This window comes from Nocardioides sp., from assembly GCF_047607365.1.
GTDB lineage: Bacteria > Actinomycetota > Actinomycetes > Propionibacteriales > Nocardioidaceae > Nocardioides.
Genome location: NZ_JASGDD010000120.1, coordinates 1 through 22,140, shown reverse-complemented (window position 1 = coordinate 22,140; position 22,140 = coordinate 1). Strand labels below are relative to the sequence as shown.

Sequence of the window (22,140 nt, the reverse complement as noted above, 5' to 3'; positions counted from 1 at the left end):
GGACGTCGCCGGAGCGCTGGCCGACCACCCCCGCATCGGCGAGCGCCACCAGGGCGCGGGGGCCAGCGCCGACATGAGCCGCTCCGAGCAGGCCGGCCTCGGCCTGGACGGCGGCGCCGGCGGCGACCTCACCGCCCGGCTCAAGGCCGGGAACGCGGCGTACGAGGAGCGGTTCGGCCGGATCTACCTCGTCCGCGCCGCCGGACGCAGCGGCGAGGAGATGCTCGCGCTCCTCGAGGAACGGCTCGGCAACGACGACGAGACCGAGGCGGCCGTGACCAAGCAGCAGCTGGGCGAGATCGCCCTGCTCCGACTGGAGGGACTCCTCTCATGACCAGCACTCCCCCGTCCGACGCCGGCATCCGGCTGGGCGCCAACCAGCACGGCAAGGCGGAGGTCCGCCTCGTCAAGGTCACCCGCGACACCCCGACCCACACGATCGAGGACCTCAACGTCTCCTCGCAGCTGCGCGGCGACTTCGAGACCGCCTTCACCGAGGGCGACAACGCCCACGTGCACGCCACCGACACCCAGAAGAACGTCGTCTACGCCAAGGCGAGGGAGCTCGGGGTGGGCTCGCCCGAGTCGTTCCTGCTCGCGCTGGCCGACTACTGGGGCGGCCAGGAGTTCGTCGAGGGCTCCCTGATGAAGGCCGAGCAGTACGCCTGGGAGCGGATCGAGACCAACGACCACTCCTTCGTCCGCAAGGGCCAGGAGACCCGCACCGCCGTCGTCAACGCCTACGGCGACGAGCGGTTCGTGGTCTCCGGGCTCACCGACCTGGTCGTGCTCAAGTCGACGGGCTCGGAGTTCACCGGCTTCCCGCGCGACCGGTACACGACCCTCGCCGAGACGAACGACCGGATCCTGGCCACCGCGGTGACGGCCTGGTGGCGCTGGTCGGAGCTCCCGGAGGACTTCAACGCGGCGTACGACGAGATCCGCGCGATCCTGCTCGACACCTTCGCCGACATCCACTCGCTCGCGCTGCAGCAGACGATCTACGGCATGGGCGTCGCGGTGATGGAGCGCTTCCCCGGCGTCGCCGAGTTCAAGATCAGCTGCCCCAACAAGCATCACTTCCTCGTCGACCTCACCCCCTTCGGCCTCGACAATCCCAACGAGGTGTTCTACGCCGCCGACCGTCCCTACGGCCTGATCCAGGCCACCCTCGACCGCGACGGAGCGGTCCCCGAGCCCCGTGCCTGGGCCAGCGTGCCCGGCTTCGCGTGAGGAGACCCCCATGACCGCCAGCCCGGCCACGACCCGTCCCGAGGACGAGGTCCTCCCCGCGCCACAGCTGGTCTCCTACGGCTTCCAGCACGTCCTCGCCATGGTCGGCGGCGTGCTCGCGGTCCCCTTCATCATCGGCGGCGCCGCCGGTCTCGACGGCGACGACCTCGCCCTGCTGGTCTCCAGCGCGCTCTTCCTCTCCGGCCTGGCCACCCTCCTGCAGACCCTCGGACTCCCGTACGTCGGCTCGCAGCTGCCCCTCGTCCAGGGGATCTCGTTCGCGTCGGTCTCGACGATGCTGACGATCATCGGCAACAACGGCGGCGGCGAGCACGGCCTGCGCGTGACCTTCGGCGCGATCATCGTCGCCGGCGTCGTCGGCTTCGTGATCGCGCCGTTCTTCTCCTCGATCGTGCGCTTCTTCCCGGCGGTCGTCACCGGCTCGGTCATCACCGTGATCGGGCTGTCCCTCGTCCCGGTCGCGGCCGGATGGATCACCGACCAGGGCGAGACCGCGACCACCTCCGCGATCGTCCTGGCCGCCGTCACCCTGCTCGCCGTGCTGGTGCTCGCCAAGATCCCGACCCTGTCGCGGCTCGCGGTGCTGCTGGGCCTCGTGTTCGGCACGGTCGTCGCGCTCATCGCCGGCGAGGCGGACTTCGACGGCGTCGGCTCGGCGAGCGTCGTCGCGATCCCCCACCCCCTGACCTTCGGCGCCCCGGAGTTCGACGTGGCGGCGATCGTGGCGATGGTCATCGTCATCCTCGTCATCATGGTCGAGACCACCGCCGACATCCTCGCCGTCGGCGAGGTGGTCGGGACCACCGTCGACAACAAGCGGATCGCGGCGGGCCTGCGCGCCGACATGGCCTCGACGGTGGTCGCGCCCTTCCTCAACACCTACCCCGCGACGGCGTTCGCGCAGAACGTCGGGATGGTCGCGATCACCGGCATCAAGAGCCGCTTCGCGGTGGCCGTGGGCGGCGGCCTCCTGGCGCTGCTCGGGCTCTCGCCCCTGCTGGCGGCGATCGTCAACGTCATGCCGCTCTCGGTCCTGGCCGGCGCCGGCATCGTCCTCTTCGGCTCGGTGACCGCCAGCGGCATCCGGAGCCTGAGCAAGGTCGACTACGACGGCACCAACAACCTGATCATCGTCGCCACCGCGGTCGGCTTCGGCGTCATCCCGATCGCCTACCCCGACTTCTGGGGCGCCTTCCCCGACTGGTGGCAGACGATCTTCGACTCCGAGATCAGCGCGGCGGCCATCGTGGCGTTCGGCCTCAACCTCTTCTTCAACGTGCTCCTGCCCGGCACCCCCGCCGAGCCCAGCCACCTCGCCGCCGCCCCGGCCCTGCAGGTGCGCGAGGACGAGGCCGAGGTGCTCGGCGAGGGTGGCTCGTTCACCGGTGGCCTCCCCACCGGCTCGCCCGCGAAGGAGACCGAGTGAGGATCGACGCAGTCCGGGCCCAGCGGGTCCTCGTCGACGGCGCCTTCGTGCCTGCGACGCTGGAGCTGCACCGCGGCACGATCGCGCGGATCGCGCCCTACGACGACCCGGCGGCGACCGAGGGCCTCGTCCTCCACGCCCCGGACTCGGCGTACGTCCTTCCCGGGATCGTCGACACCCACGTCCACATCAACGAGCCCGGCCGGACCGACTGGGAGGGCTTCCTCTCGGCCACCGAGGCGGCCGCGCTCGGCGGCGCGACGACACTGATCGACATGCCGCTCAACTCGATCCCGCCGACCACCACGGTCGAGGCGCTGCGGGTCAAGCAGCAGCACGCGGCGGCCGAGCTCATGGTCGACGTCGGCTTCTGGGGCGGCGCGATCCCGGGCAACGTCGCCGACCTCGAGCCGCTCTGGGACGCGGGCGTGTTCGGCTTCAAGTGCTTCCTCTCCCCCAGCGGGGTCGACGAGTTCCCGCCGCTGTCGACGCCGGAGTTCCACGAGGCGCTGCGCGAGATCGCCCGCTTCGGCGGCCGCATGATCGTCCACGCCGAGGACCCGTCGGTCCTCGACGCCTCGCCGGCTCCACCCAGCCGCGCGTACGCCGACTTCCTCGCGTCCCGTCCCGACGAGGCCGAGCTCGCCGCGATCCGCACGGTCCTCGACGGGGCCCGCGAGACGGGCGCGCAGGTGCACATCCTCCACCTCGCGTCGGCGCGCGCGCTGGACATGATCAAGGCGGCCAAGGACGAGGGCCTGCGGCTCACCGTGGAGACCTGCCCGCACTACCTGACCTTCGCGGCCGAGAGCATCCCCGACGCGAGCGCCCAGTTCAAGTGCTGCCCGCCGATCCGCGACCACGGCAACCGGGAGGAGCTGTGGGCGGCGCTGCGCGAGGGGATCATCGACATGATCGTCTCCGACCACTCCCCCGCCACCGCTGAGGAGAAGACCAGGGGCGACGGCGACCTGCAGCAGGCGTGGGGCGGCGTCTCGGGTCTCCAGGTCGGGTTCAGCGCGATGGCGTTCGAGGCGCGGCGGCGCAACATCCCGCTCGCGCGGGTGAGCGACTGGATGAGCCGGAACACCGCCGACTTCGTCGGCCTGCGCCAAAAGGGGCGCATCGCGGAGGGCGCCGACGCGGACCTCGCGATCTACGACTCGGGCGTCGAGTTCCGGATCGAGGCGACCCGGCTTGCGCATAAGAACCCCATCTCGGCCTACGACGGCCTACGCTTCGGCGGCCGGGTGACCCGCTCGATCGTCCGGGGCAACGCGATCGACGTCGAGCACCCCGACTGGAACTGGGGCGAGCAGCTGGTGAGGAGCGAGTCATGACGCTGGGAGGACTGCGCGTCCCGCCCCGGCTGCTGATGGGCCCGGGCCCGATCACGGTCGACCCGCGGGTGCTGCAGGCGATGGGCAACCAGCTGACCGGCCAGTTCGACCCGTGGATGACCGACACCATGACCGAGGTCATGGGGCTCTACCGGACGGTCTTCCAGACGGAGAACGAGCAGACCTTCCTGGTCGATGGCACCTCCCGCGCGGGGATCGAGGCCGCGCTGGTCTCCCTCATCACCCCCGGCGACCGCGTCCTGGTGCCGGTCTTCGGCCGCTTCGGCCACCTGCTCGTCGAGATCGCCGAGCGCTGCGGCGCCGAGGTGCACACGATCGAGGCGCCGTGGGGCGAGGTGGTCGCTCCCGAGGCGGTCGAGGCCGCGATCGCGCGGATCGACCCAGCACTGCTCGCGATCGTCCAGGGCGACACCTCCACCACGATGTGCCAGCCGCTGGCGGACATCGCCGCCATCGCCCGCGAGCACGGCGTGCTGACCTACTGCGACGCCACCGCCAGCCTCGGCGGCAACGAGTTCCTCACCGACGCCTGGGGCATCGACGTCGTCACTGCGGGGCTGCAGAAGTGCCTCGGCGGCCCTTCGGGCAGCGCGCCGATCACGATCAGCCCGCGCGCCGCCGAGCTGATCGACGCCCGCAAGCACGTCGAGGCGGGCATCCGCTCCGGTGACGAGGCCGTCGACGTCGCTCCCGGCACCCGGATCGCGTCCAACTACCTCGACCTCGCGCAGATCATGGACTACTGGGGCCCCCGCCGGCTCAACCACCACACCGAGGCCACGTCGATGCTCTACGCGGCCCGCACCTGCGCCACGCTGCTGGTCGAGGAGGGCATCGAGGCCGCGGTCGCGCGGCACGCCCTGCACGGCGGCGCGATGCTCGCGGGGGTGCAGGGCCTGGGCCTGACGGCGTACGGTGACCTCGAGCACAAGATGACCAACGTGGTCGGCGTGCTCATCCCGGACGGCCTCGGCGCGGGCGGTGGGGACCGGGTGCGGACCGCGCTGCTGGAGGACTTCGGCATCGAGATCGGGACGTCCTTCGGTCCGCTGCACGGCAAGGTCTGGCGGATCGGGACGATGGGCTACAACGCCCGCAAGGACGCCGTGCTCACCACCCTCGCCGCCCTGGAGCAGGTGCTCCGTGCCGAAGGGGTGGCCGTCACGGCAGGGGGCGGCGTCGGCGCCGCCCGCGAGATCTACTCGGAGGTTTCATGACCACGGCCGCTGAGGTCCTGCTGCGCTGCAGCGAGCTCGACCGCTTCTCCGCCCACCACACCTTCCTGGAGCGGACCTACCTCACCAAGGAGCACGCCGCCGCCAACCGGCAGGCGGCGATCTGGATGGAGCAGGCCGGCCTGACCACCTGGGTCGACGCCGCGGGCAACCAGTGGGGCCGCCGCGAGGGCCCGACGCCCGACGCGCCGGCCCTGGTCCTCGGGTCCCACCTCGACACGGTGCCCGACGCGGGCTCCTTCGACGGGATGCTCGGCGTGCTCATGGCGATCGCCGTCGCCGAGCGGCTGCAGGGCGTCGAGCTGCCCTTCGCGCTCGAGGTCGTCGGCTTCTCCGACGAGGAGGGCGCCCGCTTCGGCAAGGCGCTGCTCGGCTCGCAGAGCGTGGCGGGCCTCTGGGATCCCGACTGGTGGGAGCTGCGCGACCGCAACGGCGTCACCCTCCACCAGGCGTTCCTCGACTTCGGCCTCGACCCGCGCCGGATCGGCGAGGCGGCCCGCTCGCCGGAGTCGATCGTCGCCTACCTCGAGGCGCACATCGAGCAGGGTCCCGAGCTCGAGGCCGCGGACCGCTCGCTCGGCTACGTCACCACGATCGCGGGCGCCCGCCGGTTCAAGCTGTCGGTCCTCGGGGAGGCGCGACACGCCGGCGGGACGCCGTACCCGCGTCGCCGGGACGCGCTCGTCGGCGCCAGCGAGGCCATCGTCGCCATCGAGCGCCTCGCCAGGGCCAGCCAGTCGATCGCGACCGTCGGCCGGATCGAGGTCCGCCCGGGCGCGGTCAACGTCATCCCCGGCCGGGCCGACTTCAGCCTCGACCTGCGCGCGGCGACCGACGAGGAGCGCGACGGGATGTGGGACGTCATCGTCGAGACCATCGACGAGCTGTGCGAGGAGCGCTGGCTGCGCTTCGAGTACGACGAGAACCACTCGGCCCCCGCGGCCCCCTGCTCCCCGTGGCTGCAGCAGGCGGTGATCGACGGCATCGTGATGACCGGCGACACCGATCCGATGGGGATCTGGAGCCGGGCCGGCCACGACGCGATGGCCATCGCCCAGATCGCGGAGATCGGGATGCTCTTCGTCCGCTGCTACGACGGCATCAGCCACCACCCGGGCGAGTCAGTCCGCGAGATCGACGTCGAGCTCGGCCTCGACGCGTTCGAGGCCGCGGTGCGCAACGTCGCCGCGGCGTGGCTCCAGCAGCGCGAGCAGCGGGTCACCTCGTGAGCGAGGCGAGGGGCCGGGGCGGCCGACGGCCGATGGCCCACCCACGGGCCGTGGCCGAGCGGCGAGCGAGCGGAGCGACCCGGTGAGCGCCGCCGCGGCTCCGATGCGGCTCGACGAGCGGATCGCCCGTCACCGGGCCGAGCTGTCCCCGCAGGAGCGGCGCGCCGCCGACACCCTGCTGGAGAACCTCGACGACCTCGCGACCTACCGCGCGGCCGAGCTCGCCGACCTCGCCGGGGTCTCGAAGGCGACGATGTCGCGGCTCTTCCGCTCGCTCGGCTTCGCCGGCTTCGACGAGGTCCGCGACCACCTGCGCACCCTGCGCTCCTCGGGCCTGCCGCAGCGGGTCGAGGGCACCCCCGACATGGAGGCGCTGGCCGCCTCCGAGGCGGCGCACGTCGCGGCCGCGATCAGCCAGCCCGGCATCGCCGACGCGGTGGAGTGGATCGCTGCCGCCGACCAGGTGCTCATCCTCGGCTGGCGGGGCAGCTACTCCGTCGCGCTCAACCTGCGCCACCAGCTGATGCAGGCCCGCGGTCACGTCACCGTCGGCCCGGTGCCAGGCCAGGCGGTCGGCGAGGACATCAGCTCCCTCGGCCCGGGCAGCGTGCTCGTCGTCTACGGCTTCCGCCGCCGCCCCCGCCTCTTCGGCTCGCTCCTGGCCGCCGCCGCGGCCACCGGCGCCAAGGTCGTCCTCATCGCCGACCCGACGGCGATCACCCACGTGGCCCACGTGAGCCTCTGGCTGGAGTGCCAGGTCGAGACCACGCTCGCCTTCGACTCCTACGCCGCCGCCGCGACCCTGACCAGCGTGATCGCCGACGGCGTGCTGTCGCGGCTCGGCAGCGCCGCCCACGACCGCGTCTCCCGGATCGCGAGCGCCTACGAGGAGATCGGCGAGGTCGAGTGAGCCCCCTCCCCCTCCTCCCCCGCCGAATGGGGCCTCCCCTCAGCCGAGTAGGGCCTCCCCTCAGCCGAATGGGGCCTGCCAGCGGAGCCCTGCGCTGATGGACCTCGCGTGGGTGGAGACCTGGCGCCGGCCGCGTGAGCGGGGAGGGCTGACGCTGGCGCCCGGGGAGCGGGTCGTCGCCGGCGGGACCTGGCTCTTCTCCGAGCCGCAGCCGTCGGTGACCGGACTCGTCGATCTCACCGGACTGGGGTGGGATCCGTTCGTGGCGACGCCCGGCGGCGGCGTCTCGATCGCCGCGACCTGCACCATCGAGCACCTCGTCGACTCGCCGTGGCCCGCGCACCTGGCCGCCCTGGTCCGGCAGTGTGCCGACGCGCTGCTGATGTCGTTCAAGATCCAGCAGGCGGCCACCGTCGGCGGCAACGTCTGCATGGCGCTGCCCGCCGGCGCGATGATCTCGCTGCTCACCGCGCTCGACGCGGAGGCCGTCGTCTGGGCTCCCGACGGCTCCGAGCGACGCGAGCCGGTCGCGTCGTTCGTCCAGGGGGTGCTCGCGACCTCGCTCGCGCCCGGCGAGGTCGTGCGCTCCTTCGACGTGTCGGCGGAGGCGCTCGCGGATCGGTACGCCTTCGGCCGGATCTCGCTGACGACGTACGGGCGCTCGGCGGCGGTCGTCATCGCCCGCCGTACGCCGTCCGGCATCCGACTCGCCATCACCGGCTCCGTCCCCGCCCCGGTCGTGCTCGAACTCTGCGCCGAGCCCGGCCGGGAGGAGGTGGCGGCGGCGATCGCCGAGATCACCCACTGGTACGACGACGTCCACGGCGCCGCCGACTGGCGCGCCGCGCAGACGCTGCGGCTCGCCCAGGAGACGGTCGCGGAGGTGTTGCGATGAGGCTCAACGGCAGCGACGTCGAGGCGACGCCGGCTCCGGGCCAGTGCCTGCGCACCTTCATCCGCGAGCAGGGCGACTTCGCGCCGAAGAAGGGCTGCGACGCCGGCGACTGCGGCGCCTGCTCGGTGCTGCTCGACGGTCGGGCGGTGCACTCGTGCATCACGCCCGCCATGCGCGCGGTCGACTCCGAGGTCGTGACGGCCAGCGGTCTCGGCTCGCCCGAGCAGCTGTCGCCGGTGCAGGAGTGCTTCGTCCGCGGCCAGGGGTTCCAGTGCGGCTTCTGCACGGCCGGCTACGTCGTCACGGCGACCGCGCTGGCCGACCGCAGCCCCCACTCGACGCGGACGGAGGCCCCACTCGGCGGAGGGGAGGCCCCACTCGGCGGAGGGGAGAGGGAGCGGCTGTTCAAGGGAAACCTGTGCCGCTGCACCGGCTACCGCTCGATCAAGGACTCCCTGGACGGCCGGACCAACGTCACGCCGACCGCGGAGGGCGCGTTCGGGAGGTCGATCGCCGCCCCGGCGGGGTCGCGGATCGTGAGCGGCCGGGAGCCCTACGCGCTCGACCTGCCGGCCGAGGGCGTGCTCCACGCCAAGCTGGTCCGCAGCCCGCACGCCCACGCCCGGGTCGTCGCGGTCGACGCCACGCGCGCCGAGGCGCTGGAGGGCGTCGTCCTCGTCCTCACCCCTGCCGACGACCTCGGGCTGCACTACTCCACCGGCCGCCACGACAGCCGGCTCGACGACCCCGACGACACCCGCTTCCTCGACGACGTGGTCCGCTTCCGGGGCCAGCGGGTGGCCGTGGTCGTCGCCGAGTCCGTCGCGATCGCCGAGCGGGCCGCCGCCCTCGTCGACGTCACGTACGACGTCCTCCCCGCCGTCTTCGACCCGCAGGAGGCCCGCACCCCCGGGGCGCCGCTGGTCCACGGCGACAAGGACCCGGGCACGGCCCGGCTGAGCGAGCCGAGCCGCAACGTGGTCGCCCAGGCCCACGGCTCCTACGGCGACGTCGAGGCGGGCCTCGCCGAGGCCGTGCACCGGGTGGCCGGCACCTGGCAGACGGCCCGCGTGACGCACGCCAGCCTGGAGACGCACGGCGCCCGGGCGTGGACCGACGAGGACGGCACGCTCGTGGTCCGGACCTCCACGCAGGTGCCGTTCCTGGTCCGCGACGAGCTGGCCCACATCCTCGGCCGGCCCTCCGCGTCGATCCGCGTGATCGCCCCTCGCGTCGGCGGCGGCTTCGGGGGCAAGCAGGAGATGCTCGTCGAGGACGTCGTCGCGGTGGCGACGCTGCGCACCGGCCACCCGGTGCAGCTGGAGATGACCCGCGAGGAGCAGTTCACCGCCATCCCGGTCCGGCACCCGATGCGGGTCTCGGTCGAGCTGGGGGCCGACGCCGACGGCGTGCTGACCGCGATGCGGATCGACGTCCTCTCGGACACCGGGGCCTACGCCAACCACGCGGTCGGCGTCCTCTTCCACGGCTGCCACGAGTCGATCGCCGTCTACCGCTGCCCCAACAAGAGGCTCGACGCCGAGGCGGTCTACACCCACAACCCGCCCAGCGGCGCGTTCCGCGGCTACGGCCTCGGCCAGGTCATGTTCGCGCTGGAGTCGGCGATGGACGAGCTCGCGCGGGTCACCGGGCTGACGGCGTACGAGATCCGGAGGAGGAACGTCATCGTGCCGGGCGACGACTTCGTCGTCATCGGGCAGCCCGACACGGATCTCTTCTTCGGCAGCTACGGGCTGGACCAGTGCCTCGACCTCGCCGAGTCCGCGCTGGCCGCGACCCGTGAGGACGAGGGCCAGCAGGCACCCGAGGGCTGGCTGCTCGGCGAGGGGATGGCCGTCGCGATGATCGCGACCATCCCGCCGCGCGGCCACCACTCCACCGCGGTCGTGACGCTGCACCCCGACGGCACCGCCGAGGTCAGGGTCGGCACGGCCGAGTTCGGCAACGGCACGGCGACGGTCCACACCCAGCTCGCGGCCGAGGAGCTGGACGTCGACCCGACGCGGGTGCGGCTGGTCACCGGCGACACCGCGACCAGCGGCTACGACACCGGCGCCTACGGCTCGGCCGGATCGGTGGTGGCCGGTCGTGCCGTGGCGCGCGCCGCCGCCGACGTACGCCGTCAGGTCGACGCCCTCGGCGGCCCCGGCGCCCTCACCGGGCCGGTCACCGCGAGCGCGACCGAGGACGGCTCCAACCGGTCGGTGGCGTTCAACGTGCACGCCTTCCGGGTCGCCGTAGACCCGGCGTCCGGGGAGGTGCGGGTGCTCGACAACCTCCAGACCGTCGACGCGGGGCAGATCATCAACCCCGAGCAGCTCCGCGGGCAGGTCGAAGGCGGCGTCGCGCAGGCGATCGGGAGCGCGATGGCGGAGGAGGTCGTCGTCCGCGACGGCGAGGTGCTCACCCGGACCTTCCGCAACTACCGGCTGCCCCAGATGGGCCACGTCCCGCCGCTGCGGGTGCTGTTCGCGGAGACGACCGACGAGCTCGGCCCGCGGGGAGCGAAGTCGATGAGCGAGGCGCCCTACAACCCGGTGGCGCCGGCGCTCGCGAACGCGATCCGCGACGCGCTCGGCGTGCGGCCGCACGAGCTGCCGATGAGCCGGGACCGGGTGTGGAGGCTGGCCAACCACCCGGACTGACGCCGTGCCGCGACGACACTGAGGCGAGCCTGAGTGGACACTGAGAGCCTGCTGGTGTCTACTGAGCGAGACGTTCTCCGGCCCTCATCGCGACGAGATGGGGGCCGTTATCGTTTCGTGATCATTCCGCGACCGATCCGTGATCTCCACGACGGTGCGTCTCGCCGACCAGCGCGGCGGCGGCGATGATCACCCCCGCGACGAGCAGGCCCCAGCCGACGTCCGCCTTGAGCAGCAGGGCGCCGAGGGCGGCCCCGAGCAGCAGCACCGCGACGGCCACGAAGCGCCGAGCCGTGCCGCCGCCCTTCGCCGCCCCGAGGAACGAGTCCGCGGCCAGGCCGGTCAGGGTCGAGGTGACCACCACGGTGGTGACGTCCTTGACCGCGATGTGCCGCGCGGCGGCCGCCTGGATGCCCATCGCGACGGCGGCGGCGGTGGTCAGCGTGACCATGAGGGCGTGACCGAGGTCGTCCTCCGCCACCAACCCCACCACGCCGAGGACGACCATGATGAGCGCGACGACGCCGAAGAGCGTCGTGGTGACCCCGGTCCACGCCGCGGTCGCGCGGCGCAGGGCACGGCCGCCGATCGCCGCGCCCACGAGGAAGCCGACGAGCGCGAGGGCCGGGCCCAGCACGGGCAGGCCGCTGCCGCCCACCACCGCCATGCCGAGGACCACGACGTTGCCGGTCATGTTGCCCGTGAACACCCGGTCCAGCCCGAGGTAGCCCACCGCGTCGTTGATCCCCGTGGTGAAGGTCAGCAGCAGCATCAGCCACAGGTGCATGGTCGTCGCCGGGACGGCGCGGAGTCGGGCGGTCACCCGCGCACTGTAGAGGCTCCCCGCCGGCTGGTGGGCGTCGGTCTCGTCTGGGGGCCGAGCTGGCACTCCGGCTCTCCCCAGCGCGCTCTCCAGCGCGCTCTCCTGCGCACTCCCAGCGCGATCAGAGGCCGAGGAGGGCGCGGGTCGCGGCGGTGACGACCACGGCCGTCACCACGACGAGCATCACCGAGCCACCCCGCCAGATGACGACCCAGGCGGCGGCGAGGCCGACGACGTCGGCGTTGAGCCGCCACGAGTCGTCGTAGGTGAGGACGTTGGTGACCACCAGCGCGGCCATCAGGGCCGGCGAGGTCAGCGCGACCACGCGCCCGACCGGCGCGGGCAGCTCGCGGCCGCCCAGCAGGACTGGGCCGATCGCCTTGATGACGAAGGTGACGGCGGCGACCGCGAGGATCGTCGCGACCATCTCGCGGGTCATGCGCGGCTCCCGCGCAGGCCCCACAGCGCGGCGAGGGAGGCGAGCAGGACCGGCAGGCCGCCCGGCACGAACGGCGTCACCGCCAGGGCGATGAGGACGCCGCCGAGCGCCACCCCGATCCGGTTCCGGTCGCGCAGCTCGGGGACCAGGACCGCCAGGAAGAACGCGGGATAGACCGCGTCGAGACCGAACCGGGAGAGGGCGCCGAGCAGGCTGCCGCCGTACGCGCCGATGATGGTGCCGGCCTGCCAGGTCACCCACTGCGGCGCGGTCGCGCCGAAGAGGAACCACCGGTCGAAGGTCCCGTCGCCGCGGTCGGCCATCGCCCACGACGCGTCGACGATGGCCTGGCCCTGGAAGGCGCGTACGACGGCGCCGGCTCGCAGCGACGGCGCCAGCGCCACCCCCATCGGGAGGAAGCGCGAGTTCATCAGCCCCGCCGCGGCGGCCGCCGCGACCGGCGTCCCGCCGGCGGCGACGACGGCGATCGCGGCGAACTGCGCGGCGCCGGCGAAGACGAGCAGCGAGGTGAGCACGGCGGCCAGGGCGGTGAACCCGGAGTCGCGCGCCACCACGCCGAACGAGACCGAGAGCAGGCCGCCCGCGACGGCGAAGGGGATGCCCGCCCGGAAGCCGCGCCGGAACGAGCCTCGCCCGTCCTCGTCCTCCACGCCGCCCCAGCTCTCCGTGCCCTCCGTGCCGCCCCAGCTCTCCGTGCCCTCCGTGCCGCCCCTGCCCTCCGTGTCCTCCACGGCGCTCAGCCTGCCAGGGCCGCCGCGGCGACCGCGAGGTCGTCGACGCCGCGCGCCAGGTCGCCGGGGTGGTCGGTGGCCAGGTCGAGCTGGAACCCGAAGAGGGCGGAGTCGATCAGCGTGACGATCCGCTCGGCGCGCGAGGCCGGGGCGCCGCAGCGCACGACGTACCCGCGCAGCGCGCGAGCCCAGCGCTCGTTGGCCTCCAGGACGAGCGACCGGTGGGGCTCCTTGCCCAGCAGGCCGGTCGCCGCCGCCTGGAGGTAGAGGTCGAGGCAGCCGTGCAGCGGCGGGCGCTGGTAGGCGCGCCACAGCGCGTTGACGCCGGCGCGGACGCCGATCTCGGCCGGGAGGGCGTCGACGGCGGCGATCGACCGCTCCTCGGTGCGCGCGACCACCGCCGCGACAAGGCCGTCGCGCGAGCCGAAGTGATAGACGAGCATCCGGTCGCTCGTCCCGATCGCGGCTGCCACCGGCCGCAGGGTCAGGCCGATGAGCCCGTGCTCGAGCACGTGGTCGGTGACCTGGTCGAGCAGCTCCTCCCGTCGCGACATGACCCGAAGTGTAGCGAGTGCTACAGTGACGATGTAGCGACTGCTACATCCATCCAGTCCCGGAGCCCGTCATGACCGCCTTCGCGATGCTCTTCGGCGCCATCGCCGCCGAGGTCGCCTCGACCCTGTCCCTGCCCCGCACCCGCGAGTTCCACGACGTGCCGTGGAGCGCGGCGGTGCTGCTCGGGTACGCCGTGTCCTTCTGGCTGCTCACGCTCGCGCTCCGCGAGATCCAGATGTCGATCGCCTACGCGATCTGGTCGGGCGTCGGCACGGCCGCCACCGCCCTCCTCGCGACCCTCTTCCTCGGCGACTCGATGACCTGGGTCAAAGCGCTCTGGCTGGGCGTCATCATCGCCGGCGTCATCGGCCTGAATCTCACCGGGACGAGCCACGCCTGACAGCGCAGCCCGCGCAGAGCAGCCCGCGGGCCTCTGACGCGCGCGGCCGCAAGGCGGCGCGGCGAAGGCGGCCTTGGAGCGAAGCGGGCCGTCGAGCCGCGCCAACGCCGCGGACGCGCCATCAAAGGTCCGCGGCGGCGGCGCGGCCGGCGGCACGGCCGGAGAAGAGGCATCCGCCGAGGAAGGTCCCCTCGAGCGCGTTGTAGCCCATCATCCCGCCGCCGCCGAACCCGCTGACCTCGCCGGCGGCGTACAGGCCCGGCAGCGGCACGCCTGCCGACGTCAGGCAGCGACCGGAGAGGTCGGTCTCGAGCCCGCCGAGGGTCTTGCGGGAGAGGATGTGCAGCTTCACCGCGATCAGCGGCCCGTGCTCGGGGTCGAGGAAGCGGTGCGGCTTGGCCGAGCGCGAGATCCGGTCGCCGCGGTAGGAGCGGTGGCTGTAGAGCGCCGTCACCTGGGCGTCCTTGGCGAAGGGGTTGGCGATCTCACGGTCGCGCGCCTCCACGAGCGAGCGCAGCGCCACCTCGTCGATCCTCGGACCGGTCGGCTCCCGCCCGGCCAGCTCGTTCATCCCGGCCACCAGCTCCGTCAGGGTCGACGCGATCACGAAGTCCTCGCCGTGCTCCATGAACGCGTGCACCGGAGCCGGGCCCTTGCGCGAGCGCTCGATGACACCGCGGATGGACTTGCCCGTCAGGTCGGGGTTCTGCTCGGAGCCCGAGAGCGCGAACTCCTTGTCGATCACCGACTTGGTGAGCACGAACCACGAGTAGTCGTAGCCCGTGGTCCGCAGGTGCTTCAGCGTCCCGAGCGTGTCGAACCCCGGGAAGTACGGCGCCGGCAGCCGCTCGCCGGTCGCGTCGAGCCACAGCGATGACGGCCCCGGCAGGATCCGGATGCCGTGGTTGGCCCAGATCGGGTCCCAGTTGCGGATGCCCTCGACGTAGTGCCACATCCGGTCCTCGTTGATGATCCGGGCGCCGGTCGCGCGCGTGATCTCGACCATCCGGCCGTCCACGTGCGCGGGCACCCCGGCGACCATGGTCGCGGGCGGCGTACCCAGCCTCGCGGGCCAGGCCTTCCGCACGAGGTCGTGGTTGCCCCCGATCCCGCCGCTGGTCACGACGACGGCGCCCACGCGCAGCTCGAAGTCGCCGACCTCCACCCGGCTGGACGCCTGTCCGCGCGGGATCGAGCTCGGCTCGAGCACCTTTCCGCGTACGCCGACGGCCGCGCCGCCCTCGACGACGACCTCGTCCACGCGGTGACGGTGAGCGAACCGGATCCGGCCCGTCCCGGCATGCTCGCGCACGCGTCGCTCGAACGGCTCGACGACCCCCGGGCCCGTGCCCCACGTGAGGTGGAAGCGCGGCACCGAGTTGCCGTGGCCGTCGGCGCGGCCGTCGCCGCGCTCGGCCCAGCCGACGATGGGGAAGAACCGGTGGCCCATCTCGCGCAGCCAGGAGCGCTTCTCCCCGGCCGCCCAGTGCACGTACGCCTCGGCCCAGCGGCGCGGCCACAGGTCCTCGTCGCGGTCGAACTGCGCGCTGCCCATCCAGTCCTGGAGAGCCAGCTCGGTGGAGTCCTTGATCCCCATCCGGCGCTGCTCGGGACTGTCGACGAGGAAGAGGCCGCCGAGCGACCAGAAGGCCTGCCCGCCGAGGCTCTGCTCCGGCTCCTGGTCGACCAGGACCACGCGCTTGCCCGCGTCGGCCGCCTCCGCGGCGGCGACCAGGCCGGCGAGGCCATGACCCACGACGACGATGTCGGCTGCGTCACTCATGCTGTGGACTCTAGAGCGGAAGCCCCATCGCTTCACGCATGCCCCTCGTGGCGAGCTGGTCGGCCAGCTCGTTGTCGTCGACCCCTGAGTGGCCCTTGACCCAGAACCACTCGACCTCGTGCCGCTCGCAGGCCGCCTCGAGCCGCTGCCAGAGGTCGGCGTTCTTGACCGGCTGCTTCGCCGAGGTCTTCCAGCCGTTCCGCTTCCAGGTGGCCAGCCACGAGGTGATCCCGCCGCGGACGTACTGGCTGTCGGTGTGGACGTGCACGCGGCACGGCCGGTCGAGGGCCTCCAGCGCCATGATCGGCGCGGTGAGCTCCATCCGGTTGTTGGTCGTCGACGCCGAGGAGCCGCCGTACATCTCGCGGACGTGCTCGCCGTAGCGCAGGACCGCGCCCCAACCGCCCGGCCCCGGATTGGGCGTGCAGCCACCGTCGGTGTGGATGACGACGACCTGCTGCTCGGACTCCTCGGGCATGGCGACAACCTTAGGGTGGACTCATGGCGTCGCTGTGGTCGATCCGCTCGCGCAACTCCATCCTGTCGGTCGCCTCCTCGGAGTCGATCCTCTCGATCGGCTCGGCGGGCTCGTTCGCGTCGATCGGATCCGTCGCCTCCTTCGCCTCCGCCGGCTCGGCCGCCTCGGCGATGTCCCTGCTCTCGACCGCCTCCTTCCAGGCCCGCGGCTCCGTGGCCTCGGGCCGGTCCGACGGCGCCGCAGCCGCCTGGCAGGCGCGGGGCGAGGCCAGCAGCCGCCTCGCGGTCGCCTCCCTCGGCCTCGCCGTGGTCGCGGGCGCCGTCTGGTGGGCGACCGGTCGCCTCATCGCCCGTCGCTGAGGCGTGCGGCGAGCCCCGCGCGGCAGCCGGCCATCATCCGCCGGTGGTTCCACGTCAGCACCGGCCGGACGGCGTACGACGCCACGGCGAGGAGGCCGGTCAACTCGACATCCTGGTGGAACGCGAGCCGAGTGCCGCCGGACGAGGTCGGAGTGAGGGCGAAGCGAGCGTGTCCGACGAGGTCGCCACTCAACCCGACCTCCACGACCGGCGGCTCGCGGGTGAGCGCGGTCAGGACGAGGTCGAGCGTGTAGGGCAGCGTCGACCGGCACAGCACCCGCGCGGTGCCGTCGTCGATCTTCGCCACGGCGAGGACCTGCGGCCACCACTCGGGGTAGTGCTCGAGATCCACGAGCACCTCCGCGACCGCATCGACCGCCGCCGCGGCCGCCCACGCCTCGTCGAAGACGAACCGCCGCCGCGTAGGGGACCGCGCACCCTGCGTCGTCTCCGACGCCTCCGACCCCTCCGACGCGCCGGAACGGCTCACTGTGCGCGGTTGCCGAGGTGGGCGACGACCTCCGCGCGCCAAGCGGCCTCGTCGGGGAAGCGCACGCGCGCGATCCGCAGTGCGCCAGCGTCGAGTCGCGGCGCGTAGGCGAGGTCGCAGCGCGCGGAGAGGTACTCCGCGTCGCCGAGCACGTGAGAGGCGAGGTAGAGCGCCAGACGCGAGGAGAGTCCCAGGAGATCCGGCTCCGCGACGATGACGTAGAAGGGCTCGGCGAACGAGCCATGGCGTGCCATCCCGTAGACCCAGCCCGTCGCGGTGCCGAAGCCGACCATCCGGTGATCGCGCTCGAGGCGGCGGTCGACGAAGTGGCGCAGCTCGGTGTCCAGCACGATGTCGAGACCCGTGTGCTTGCGCGTGTCGAGCAGGACGTCCAGCGCGGCCTGGGCGATCCAGTCGTTCAGGTCGCGCGCGGCGACGTCGACCGCCGCGTGATGCTGGCGGAGCACCGTGCGCAGGCAGTGGTCGTCGACGACGCCTGACAGCTGCTCCATGGCCTCGGCCTGGGCTCGCTCGACGTCGTCACGGTTGCTCCGGTCGAAGAGCGTCGGCGCGGACTCGAGCTCGACGTCGTGGCGCGGGTCGTGACCGACCGGGCTGGACTCCTCGGGCTCAGCGGGCCCGACAGAGCAGAACGCCGAGCAGCTGACGAACGGAGCCAGGTCCCAGTCCTCGTCGTTCAGGCGAACGCTCTGGTTCGGCGACGGCTCGGTCATGCGGAGGATTCTAGGAATCGCCACCCACACGACTCCACGGGGTTTTCGCGGCTACTTCTTCGTGCCGTCGTACTGCCCCGGCACCGACCATGCGGTGTTCCCGGCCTGGTAGTCGGCCACCCGCGCGGCGATGATCTCCCGGATCAGCGTCTCGGGGACCTCCTCGTCCCACCTGATCTTGATCGATCCCTCGATCACGTCGAGGCCGGTCTCGGCCGCCTTCTCCCGCCAGTCGGCGAAGAACACCACCGGGAACCGGATGGCGCAGTGGTTCTTGAACGACTGCAGCGTCCACGCCATGGTCCTGGCGGCGTAGGCCGGGAAGTTGAACTTCAGCGCCTCCCCGATCTCGGTCCCCTCGCAGCCCTCGAGCGAGAGCGCGCGCAGCCGGGTCAGGTGCGGGCGCTGATGCGGCTCGAGACGGGCGAAGAACTCCTCGACGGACGCGACCTTGGGAGCGGGCATGACGCCGAGCATAGGAGGTTCGACGACCACTAGCCTGGGCGCATGCGCCTGACCGCGATCCACACCTACCCGGTGAAGTCGATGCGCGGTCACCCCGCCGACGCGGCCGTGGTCGAGCCGTGGGGCCTCGCCGGCGACCGGCGCTGGATGGTCGTCGACACCGACGGCGAGTGCGTCACCGCGCGCGAGCATCCCTCGATGCTGCTGCTCGCCCCGGCCCTCGACGGGAGCGCCCTCTGGCTCCACGGGCCCGGCATGGAGCCCCTGCGCGTGCCGACGCCGGCCGGCGGCCCCGATGTCGCGGTCAGCGTCCACGGCCGCGAGCCCTTCGCCGCGTCGTACGCCGGCGACGATCCGGCCGGGTGGCTCTCGGCGTACCTCGGGACGAGCGTGCGCCTCGCCTTCTCCGACGACCCCACCCGGCGCCGGCTCAACCCCGCGTTCAGCGGCCCCGGCGACTCGGCCTCCTTCGCCGACGCCTACCCCCTGCTCGTCACGACCGAGGAGTCGCTGGCGCAGCTCAACGCGTGGATCGCCGACGGCCCGCGGCCGGACGAGGGGCCGCTGCCGATGAACCGCTTCCGGCCCAACGTCGTCGTCACCGGAACCGCGGCTCCGTTCGTCGAGGACTCCTGGCGCCGGATCCGGATCGGCGAGGCCGTCTTCCGCTCGCCGAAGGGCTGCGACCGCTGCGTCATGACCACCACCGACGCCGCGACGGCCGCGCGCGGGAAGGAGCCGATCACGACGCTGGCCCGGCACCGGCGCTACGACGGCGCCACCTGGTTCGGGATGAACCTCATCCCCGACACCCCGGGCGTCACGCTCCGCGTCGGCGACGCGGTCGAGGTCCTCGAGGCCGAGGACTCCGACGGGCCGCCCCGCTGAGGGCCTGCCCGGACTCTCCGCGATCCGCGATCCCGCGAGGCGGGTCAGGCGGGCAGGGGCACGGTGGCCATCGCGGCAGTGCGGCCGTCGGTGGCGAGGACGATCATCTCGGGGTGGAGGCGGGCCCGGGCCAGCGAGATCCGCGTGCCGAACGTGACCGGGTCGGCCGGATCGAGCGGGCGGAGCAGGTGGCCGTCGGCGTAGACGCGGACACCGGGGGCCGGGGCCGCGAGGGTGACGGTGACCTCCCAGGCGCGCGCTCCGCGGGTGATCGCCACGTCGGCGACGGCCACGCCGGCCCCGGGGGCGGCGGGCGGGACGACCTGGCTGCTCGGCAGGCTCGGCGTGAGGAAGGCCGGCTCCCGGCGACGCGTGGCCGCCTCGTACGCCGACGCGATGTCGATCAGCCGGTCGTCGCTGTAGGCGGGGCCGGCGATGGTGAGCCCGACCGGCATCTGCAGGTCGGCCATGAAGCCCATCGGCACGGTCACCGACGGGATGCCGAGGTGCCGCAGGACGCGGTTGGTGTTGGAGTAGACCACGCCGTTGCGCGAGGCGTCGGCGAGCGACTCGGGACGGCTGAAGAGATCGTCGCGGCCGACGTCGCCGTTGGCCGGGAAGACCACCGCGTCGAGCCCCTGCGCGACGAGCCACTGCTCGAAGTCCTCCACTCGGGCCGCCTCGAGGCCGGTGAGGAGCTGGGCGATGCCGGGGACGTCGTCGTACGACGCCGGCAGGCCCGCCTTGGCCAGCTCGGCCAGCCGCTGCCAGTCGAACCCGCCACGGGCGCGGGTGATCCAGACCGGGACGGGCGCGTCGGCGACGGGGAAGACCGTGTCGCCGTCGACGTCGGCCCACGTGGAGAGCGCCGGGTCGCCGTTCGTGCGCAGGAACTGGTCGAGCGCCATCGCCGTGATCGGCCCGCCCTCGATCGCGCGCCACGTCGGTGGCACGAGGCCGCGCGCGGCGAGCCCGACCGCGCCGGGGCGGTCCTCCTCGTAGTTCGACACCACCGGGAAGTCCACCTCGACGACCTCGGCTCCGAGGGCCCGCAGGTCTTCGGCGGCGCGGTCCCACAGCGCCCGCACGCTCGGCCGGATGACCGGCGGCACGAGCGGCTCAGGGTCGTCCCCGAGGTAGAGCCGGGGCACGCCGACCCGCAGCCCGGCCAGGTCGCGGGGCCGCTCGCGCACGACCGGGCTCGGGAGCACCTCGGAGGGCCAGGGCAGGGGGACGACGTTCTGCTCCCGCCAGAAGTCCCCCACGCGATCGAGGTCCTCGACGGCGATCACGTCCAGCAGGCGGAGGAGGTCGTCGACCGAACGGGTGTGCGGCACGACGACGTCGCAGGTCGGGCGCAGCGGCCAGTTGCCGCGGATGGAGATGACCCCGCGCGAGGGCGTGTAGGCGACCAGCGCGTTGTTGGAGGCCGGCGACCGGCCCGAGGAGACCGTCTCCTCGGCCATGCCGAAGGCGCACATGCTGCTCGCCGTGGCCGTCCCGGACCCGTTGGAGGAGCCCGAGCCGTAGGCCGCGGTCAGGTAGTCGGGGTGGTAGGGGCTGCGGGCGTAGCCGTAGAGGCCCGGCTGGACCCCGCCGGCGGCCATCGGCGGCATGGTGGTCTTCCCGATGAGCACCGCTCCGGCGGCGCGCAGCATCGCGATCGTGGCCGCGTCCTCGCCGGCGACCAGGTCGGCGAGCGCGGGACTGCCCGAGGCGACGGTCAGGCCGGCCACCCGATAGCTGTCCTTGACCGTGAAGGGGATCCCCTCCAGCGGGCCCGCCTCACCGGCCGCCCGGCGTACGTCGGAGGCGGCCGCCGCGTCGAGGCAGGCGGGGTCGAGCACCGGCACGGCGTTGAGGCACAGGCCGGTGCGGTCGTAGTAGGCGATCCGGTTGAGGTAGGCGACGGTCAGGCCGACGCTCGTGACCGTGCCCGCCTCCAGCGCCGCCAGCAGCTCGGCGATGCTCTTCTCCACCACGTCGAAAGCCACGTCGAAAGCCAGGTCGTCCGCCACAGCGGCAGCCTTTCACATCCGTCCGCCCGGGCGGCGGGGTTGTCGCGGCCCAGCACAATGGGCCGGTGATCGCAGGCAGGTACGAGCTCCTCCGGGAGCTCGGGCGAGGCGGCGCGGGCACGGTCTGGCTGGCCCGCGACAGCGTCCTCGGCCGCGAGGTCGCGATGAAGCGGCAGAGCGGCACCGGCGAGCGCGACCAGCGCAGCGGTGAGGTGGCTCGGCGCGAGGCCCGCGTCGCGGCGCGGCTCCACCATCCGCACCTGGTCACGCTCTACGACCTCGCCGAGGACGACGGCGACCTGTGGCTGGTGATGGAGTTCGTCGCCGGGCCCAGCCTGACGCAGGTCGTCGCCGACCACGGCCCGATGACGCCCGACGAGGCCGCCCGGATCGTGACCGGCGTCGCGGAGGGCCTGCGCTATATCCACGCCCAGGGCGTGGTGCACCGCGACGTGAAGCCGTCCAACATCCTGCTCGACCCCTCCGGCGAGCCGAAGCTGGCCGACTTCGGCATCGCACGCAGCGCCGAGCAGACCGCGGCGACGATCACCGCCACCGGAGCGGTGCACGGCTCCCCCGCCTACCTCGCGCCCGAGATCGCCACCGGGCGGGGCGCCACGGACCGCAGCGACGTCTGGTCGCTCGGCGCCACGCTCTTCCACCTGCTGACCGGCGCCCCGCCGTACGCGGACGCGGACAACAACGCGGTCGCGATCCTCTACCGGATCGTGCACGAGCCGGTGCCGACCACCGACCGCGCGGGCCGGCTGGCGCCGCTGCTCGCGGGGGCCATGACGCCCGATCCCGCTCGCCGCTGGACGATCGAGCAGGTTGCCGACTTCCTCGCCGGTCGGCCCGTGGCGGGGCCGACCGGCACCGCGGAGCTCACCGCGGTGAGCCGTGCGCCCGTACGCCGGCGGGCGCGCCACCCACGACGGCGGCCGTGGCCCTGGCTGCCGTACGTCGCCGCCGCACTCGTC

At 73.2% G+C, this 22,140-nt stretch carries 23 protein-coding genes; 13 read left to right on the top strand and 10 right to left on the bottom strand.

The annotated features are described in order from the left end of the window. The 9 genes from QM572_RS09500 to QM572_RS09460 form a co-directional block, all read left to right on the top strand. The coding region (locus QM572_RS09500; protein ID WP_415092419.1) for a 2-oxo-4-hydroxy-4-carboxy-5-ureidoimidazoline decarboxylase at positions 1-334 on the top strand (334 nt) is incomplete at its 5' end. Next, on the top strand, positions 331-1,233 hold the full coding sequence (gene pucL, locus QM572_RS09495; RefSeq protein WP_415092417.1) for a factor-independent urate hydroxylase: 903 nt from the start codon (positions 331-333) through the stop codon (positions 1,231-1,233). The genes QM572_RS09500 and pucL, both read left to right, overlap by 4 nt. Before the next feature lie 10 nt (positions 1,234-1,243). Beyond that, complete coding sequence (locus QM572_RS09490) at positions 1,244-2,680, top strand: nucleobase:cation symporter-2 family protein (protein WP_415092415.1); 1,437 nt, start codon at positions 1,244-1,246, stop codon at positions 2,678-2,680. Further along, complete coding sequence (allB, locus tag QM572_RS09485; RefSeq protein ID WP_415092413.1) at positions 2,677-4,020, top strand: allantoinase AllB; 1,344 nt, start codon at positions 2,677-2,679, stop codon at positions 4,018-4,020. Before QM572_RS09490 ends, allB begins: the two co-directional genes overlap by 4 nt. Further along, a complete protein-coding gene (locus QM572_RS09480) occupies positions 4,017-5,258 on the top strand; it encodes a pyridoxal-phosphate-dependent aminotransferase family protein (RefSeq protein ID WP_415092411.1) in 1,242 nt (413 codons plus the stop codon). Before allB ends, QM572_RS09480 begins: the two co-directional genes overlap by 4 nt. Continuing rightward, positions 5,255-6,505, top strand: coding sequence for an allantoate amidohydrolase (locus tag QM572_RS09475; RefSeq protein ID WP_415092409.1), 1,251 nt, complete (start codon positions 5,255-5,257; stop codon positions 6,503-6,505). Before QM572_RS09480 ends, QM572_RS09475 begins: the two co-directional genes overlap by 4 nt. An 82-nt stretch (positions 6,506-6,587) precedes the next feature. Then, the gene (locus QM572_RS09470; protein ID WP_415092407.1) at positions 6,588-7,415 is read left to right on the top strand and encodes a MurR/RpiR family transcriptional regulator; all 828 of its coding nucleotides are present in this window, start codon (positions 6,588-6,590) and stop codon (positions 7,413-7,415) included. Positions 7,416-7,512: 97 nt separating this feature from the next. After that, positions 7,513-8,310, top strand: coding sequence for an FAD binding domain-containing protein (locus tag QM572_RS09465; RefSeq protein ID WP_415092405.1), 798 nt, complete (start codon positions 7,513-7,515; stop codon positions 8,308-8,310). Beyond that, entirely contained in the window at positions 8,307-10,976 is a 2,670-nt protein-coding gene (locus tag QM572_RS09460) for a molybdopterin-dependent oxidoreductase (protein ID WP_415092403.1), read from the top strand. Before QM572_RS09465 ends, QM572_RS09460 begins: the two co-directional genes overlap by 4 nt. Positions 10,977-11,097: 121 nt before the next feature. Here QM572_RS09460 and QM572_RS09455 read toward each other — a convergent pair whose 3' ends face one another. From QM572_RS09455 to QM572_RS09440, 4 genes are all read right to left on the bottom strand, one after another. Beyond that, positions 11,098-11,799 (bottom strand): YoaK family protein, encoded by a 702-nt coding sequence (locus tag QM572_RS09455; RefSeq protein WP_415092401.1) that lies wholly within the window; start codon positions 11,797-11,799, stop codon positions 11,098-11,100. A 121-nt stretch (positions 11,800-11,920) separates the two neighbouring features. Then, on the bottom strand, positions 11,921-12,238 hold the full coding sequence (locus QM572_RS09450) for an AzlD domain-containing protein (RefSeq protein ID WP_415092399.1): 318 nt from the start codon (positions 12,236-12,238) through the stop codon (positions 11,921-11,923). Then, on the bottom strand, positions 12,235-12,990 hold the full coding sequence (locus tag QM572_RS09445) for an AzlC family ABC transporter permease (protein WP_415092397.1): 756 nt from the start codon (positions 12,988-12,990) through the stop codon (positions 12,235-12,237). Before QM572_RS09445 ends, QM572_RS09450 begins: the two co-directional genes overlap by 4 nt. Positions 12,991-12,995: 5 nt before the next feature. Further along, positions 12,996-13,544 (bottom strand): TetR/AcrR family transcriptional regulator, encoded by a 549-nt coding sequence (locus tag QM572_RS09440; RefSeq protein ID WP_415092395.1) that lies wholly within the window; start codon positions 13,542-13,544, stop codon positions 12,996-12,998. A 71-nt stretch (positions 13,545-13,615) separates the two neighbouring features. On the opposite strand from QM572_RS09440, the gene QM572_RS09435 reads away from it, so the two are divergent. After that, positions 13,616-13,945 carry a DMT family transporter gene (locus QM572_RS09435; RefSeq protein WP_415092393.1) on the top strand — a complete coding sequence of 110 codons (330 nt, stop codon included), beginning with the start codon at positions 13,616-13,618 and terminating at the stop codon, positions 13,943-13,945. A 121-nt stretch (positions 13,946-14,066) separates the two neighbouring features. Here the strand turns inward: QM572_RS09435 and QM572_RS09430 are convergent, their stop codons facing one another. Together QM572_RS09430 and rnhA are read right to left on the bottom strand one after the other, a co-directional pair. Then, positions 14,067-15,728, bottom strand: coding sequence for an FAD-binding dehydrogenase (locus tag QM572_RS09430; RefSeq protein WP_415092391.1), 1,662 nt, complete (start codon positions 15,726-15,728; stop codon positions 14,067-14,069). Between the two features lie 10 nt (positions 15,729-15,738). Further along, positions 15,739-16,206: a ribonuclease HI gene (gene rnhA / locus QM572_RS09425; RefSeq protein WP_415092389.1), complete on the bottom strand. Its 468-nt coding sequence runs from the start codon at positions 16,204-16,206 to the stop codon at positions 15,739-15,741. 23 nt (positions 16,207-16,229) lie between these two features. On the opposite strand from rnhA, the gene QM572_RS09420 reads away from it, so the two are divergent. Next, entirely contained in the window at positions 16,230-16,565 is a 336-nt protein-coding gene (locus QM572_RS09420) for a hypothetical protein (protein ID WP_415092387.1), read from the top strand. Here the strand turns inward: QM572_RS09420 and QM572_RS09415 are convergent. The 3 genes from QM572_RS09415 to QM572_RS09405 are packed head-to-tail and all read right to left on the bottom strand — an operon-like array spanning position 16,549 to position 18,254. Next, positions 16,549-17,055: an SRPBCC family protein gene (locus QM572_RS09415; RefSeq protein WP_415092385.1), complete on the bottom strand. Its 507-nt coding sequence runs from the start codon at positions 17,053-17,055 to the stop codon at positions 16,549-16,551. The genes QM572_RS09420 and QM572_RS09415 overlap by 17 nt on opposite strands. Then, a complete protein-coding gene (locus tag QM572_RS09410; RefSeq protein ID WP_415092383.1) occupies positions 17,052-17,789 on the bottom strand; it encodes a hypothetical protein in 738 nt (245 codons plus the stop codon). The genes QM572_RS09415 and QM572_RS09410 overlap by 4 nt, the downstream gene beginning before the upstream one ends. Positions 17,790-17,840: 51 nt before the next feature. Beyond that, positions 17,841-18,254, bottom strand: a complete 414-nt coding sequence (locus tag QM572_RS09405; RefSeq protein WP_415092381.1) for a DUF1801 domain-containing protein — start codon at positions 18,252-18,254, stop codon at positions 17,841-17,843. A gap of 42 nt (positions 18,255-18,296) precedes the next feature. Between QM572_RS09405 and QM572_RS09400 the strand changes: the two genes are divergently transcribed. Beyond that, positions 18,297-19,142: an MOSC domain-containing protein gene (locus tag QM572_RS09400; protein ID WP_415092379.1), complete on the top strand. Its 846-nt coding sequence runs from the start codon at positions 18,297-18,299 to the stop codon at positions 19,140-19,142. Between the two features lie 44 nt (positions 19,143-19,186). Here the strand turns inward: QM572_RS09400 and QM572_RS09395 are convergent, their stop codons facing one another. After that, positions 19,187-21,160, bottom strand: a complete 1,974-nt coding sequence (locus QM572_RS09395) for an amidase (RefSeq protein ID WP_415092377.1) — start codon at positions 21,158-21,160, stop codon at positions 19,187-19,189. A 65-nt stretch (positions 21,161-21,225) separates the two neighbouring features. Here QM572_RS09395 and QM572_RS09390 point away from each other — a divergent pair. Continuing rightward, positions 21,226-22,140 (top strand): serine/threonine-protein kinase (locus QM572_RS09390; RefSeq protein ID WP_415092375.1); only part of this gene is annotated, 915 nt, incomplete at its 3' end.

Excerpts from the sequence above, each read along its gene's own strand:
- QM572_RS09480 (WP_415092411.1), top strand. The coding sequence starts at position 4,017 with ATGACGCTGGGAGGACTGCGCGTCCCGCCCCGGCTGCTGATGGGCCCG.
- QM572_RS09490 (WP_415092415.1), top strand. The coding sequence starts at position 1,244 with ATGACCGCCAGCCCGGCCACGACCCGTCCCGAGGACGAGGTCCTCCCC.
- QM572_RS09435 (WP_415092393.1), top strand. The coding sequence starts at position 13,616 with ATGACCGCCTTCGCGATGCTCTTCGGCGCCATCGCCGCCGAGGTCGCC.
- rnhA (WP_415092389.1), bottom strand. The coding sequence starts at position 16,206 with ATGCCCGAGGAGTCCGAGCAGCAGGTCGTCGTCATCCACACCGACGGT.
- pucL (WP_415092417.1), top strand. The coding sequence starts at position 331 with ATGACCAGCACTCCCCCGTCCGACGCCGGCATCCGGCTGGGCGCCAAC.
- QM572_RS09430 (WP_415092391.1), bottom strand. The coding sequence starts at position 15,728 with ATGAGTGACGCAGCCGACATCGTCGTCGTGGGTCATGGCCTCGCCGGC.
- QM572_RS09420 (WP_415092387.1), top strand. The coding sequence starts at position 16,230 with ATGGCGTCGCTGTGGTCGATCCGCTCGCGCAACTCCATCCTGTCGGTC.
- QM572_RS09475 (WP_415092409.1), top strand. The coding sequence starts at position 5,255 with ATGACCACGGCCGCTGAGGTCCTGCTGCGCTGCAGCGAGCTCGACCGC.
- QM572_RS09440 (WP_415092395.1), bottom strand. The coding sequence starts at position 13,544 with ATGTCGCGACGGGAGGAGCTGCTCGACCAGGTCACCGACCACGTGCTC.
- QM572_RS09465 (WP_415092405.1), top strand. The coding sequence starts at position 7,513 with ATGGACCTCGCGTGGGTGGAGACCTGGCGCCGGCCGCGTGAGCGGGGA.
- QM572_RS09410 (WP_415092383.1), bottom strand. The coding sequence starts at position 17,789 with ATGACCGAGCCGTCGCCGAACCAGAGCGTTCGCCTGAACGACGAGGAC.
- QM572_RS09460 (WP_415092403.1), top strand. The coding sequence starts at position 8,307 with ATGAGGCTCAACGGCAGCGACGTCGAGGCGACGCCGGCTCCGGGCCAG.
- QM572_RS09405 (WP_415092381.1), bottom strand. The coding sequence starts at position 18,254 with ATGCCCGCTCCCAAGGTCGCGTCCGTCGAGGAGTTCTTCGCCCGTCTC.
- QM572_RS09450 (WP_415092399.1), bottom strand. The coding sequence starts at position 12,238 with ATGACCCGCGAGATGGTCGCGACGATCCTCGCGGTCGCCGCCGTCACC.
- QM572_RS09400 (WP_415092379.1), top strand. The coding sequence starts at position 18,297 with ATGCGCCTGACCGCGATCCACACCTACCCGGTGAAGTCGATGCGCGGT.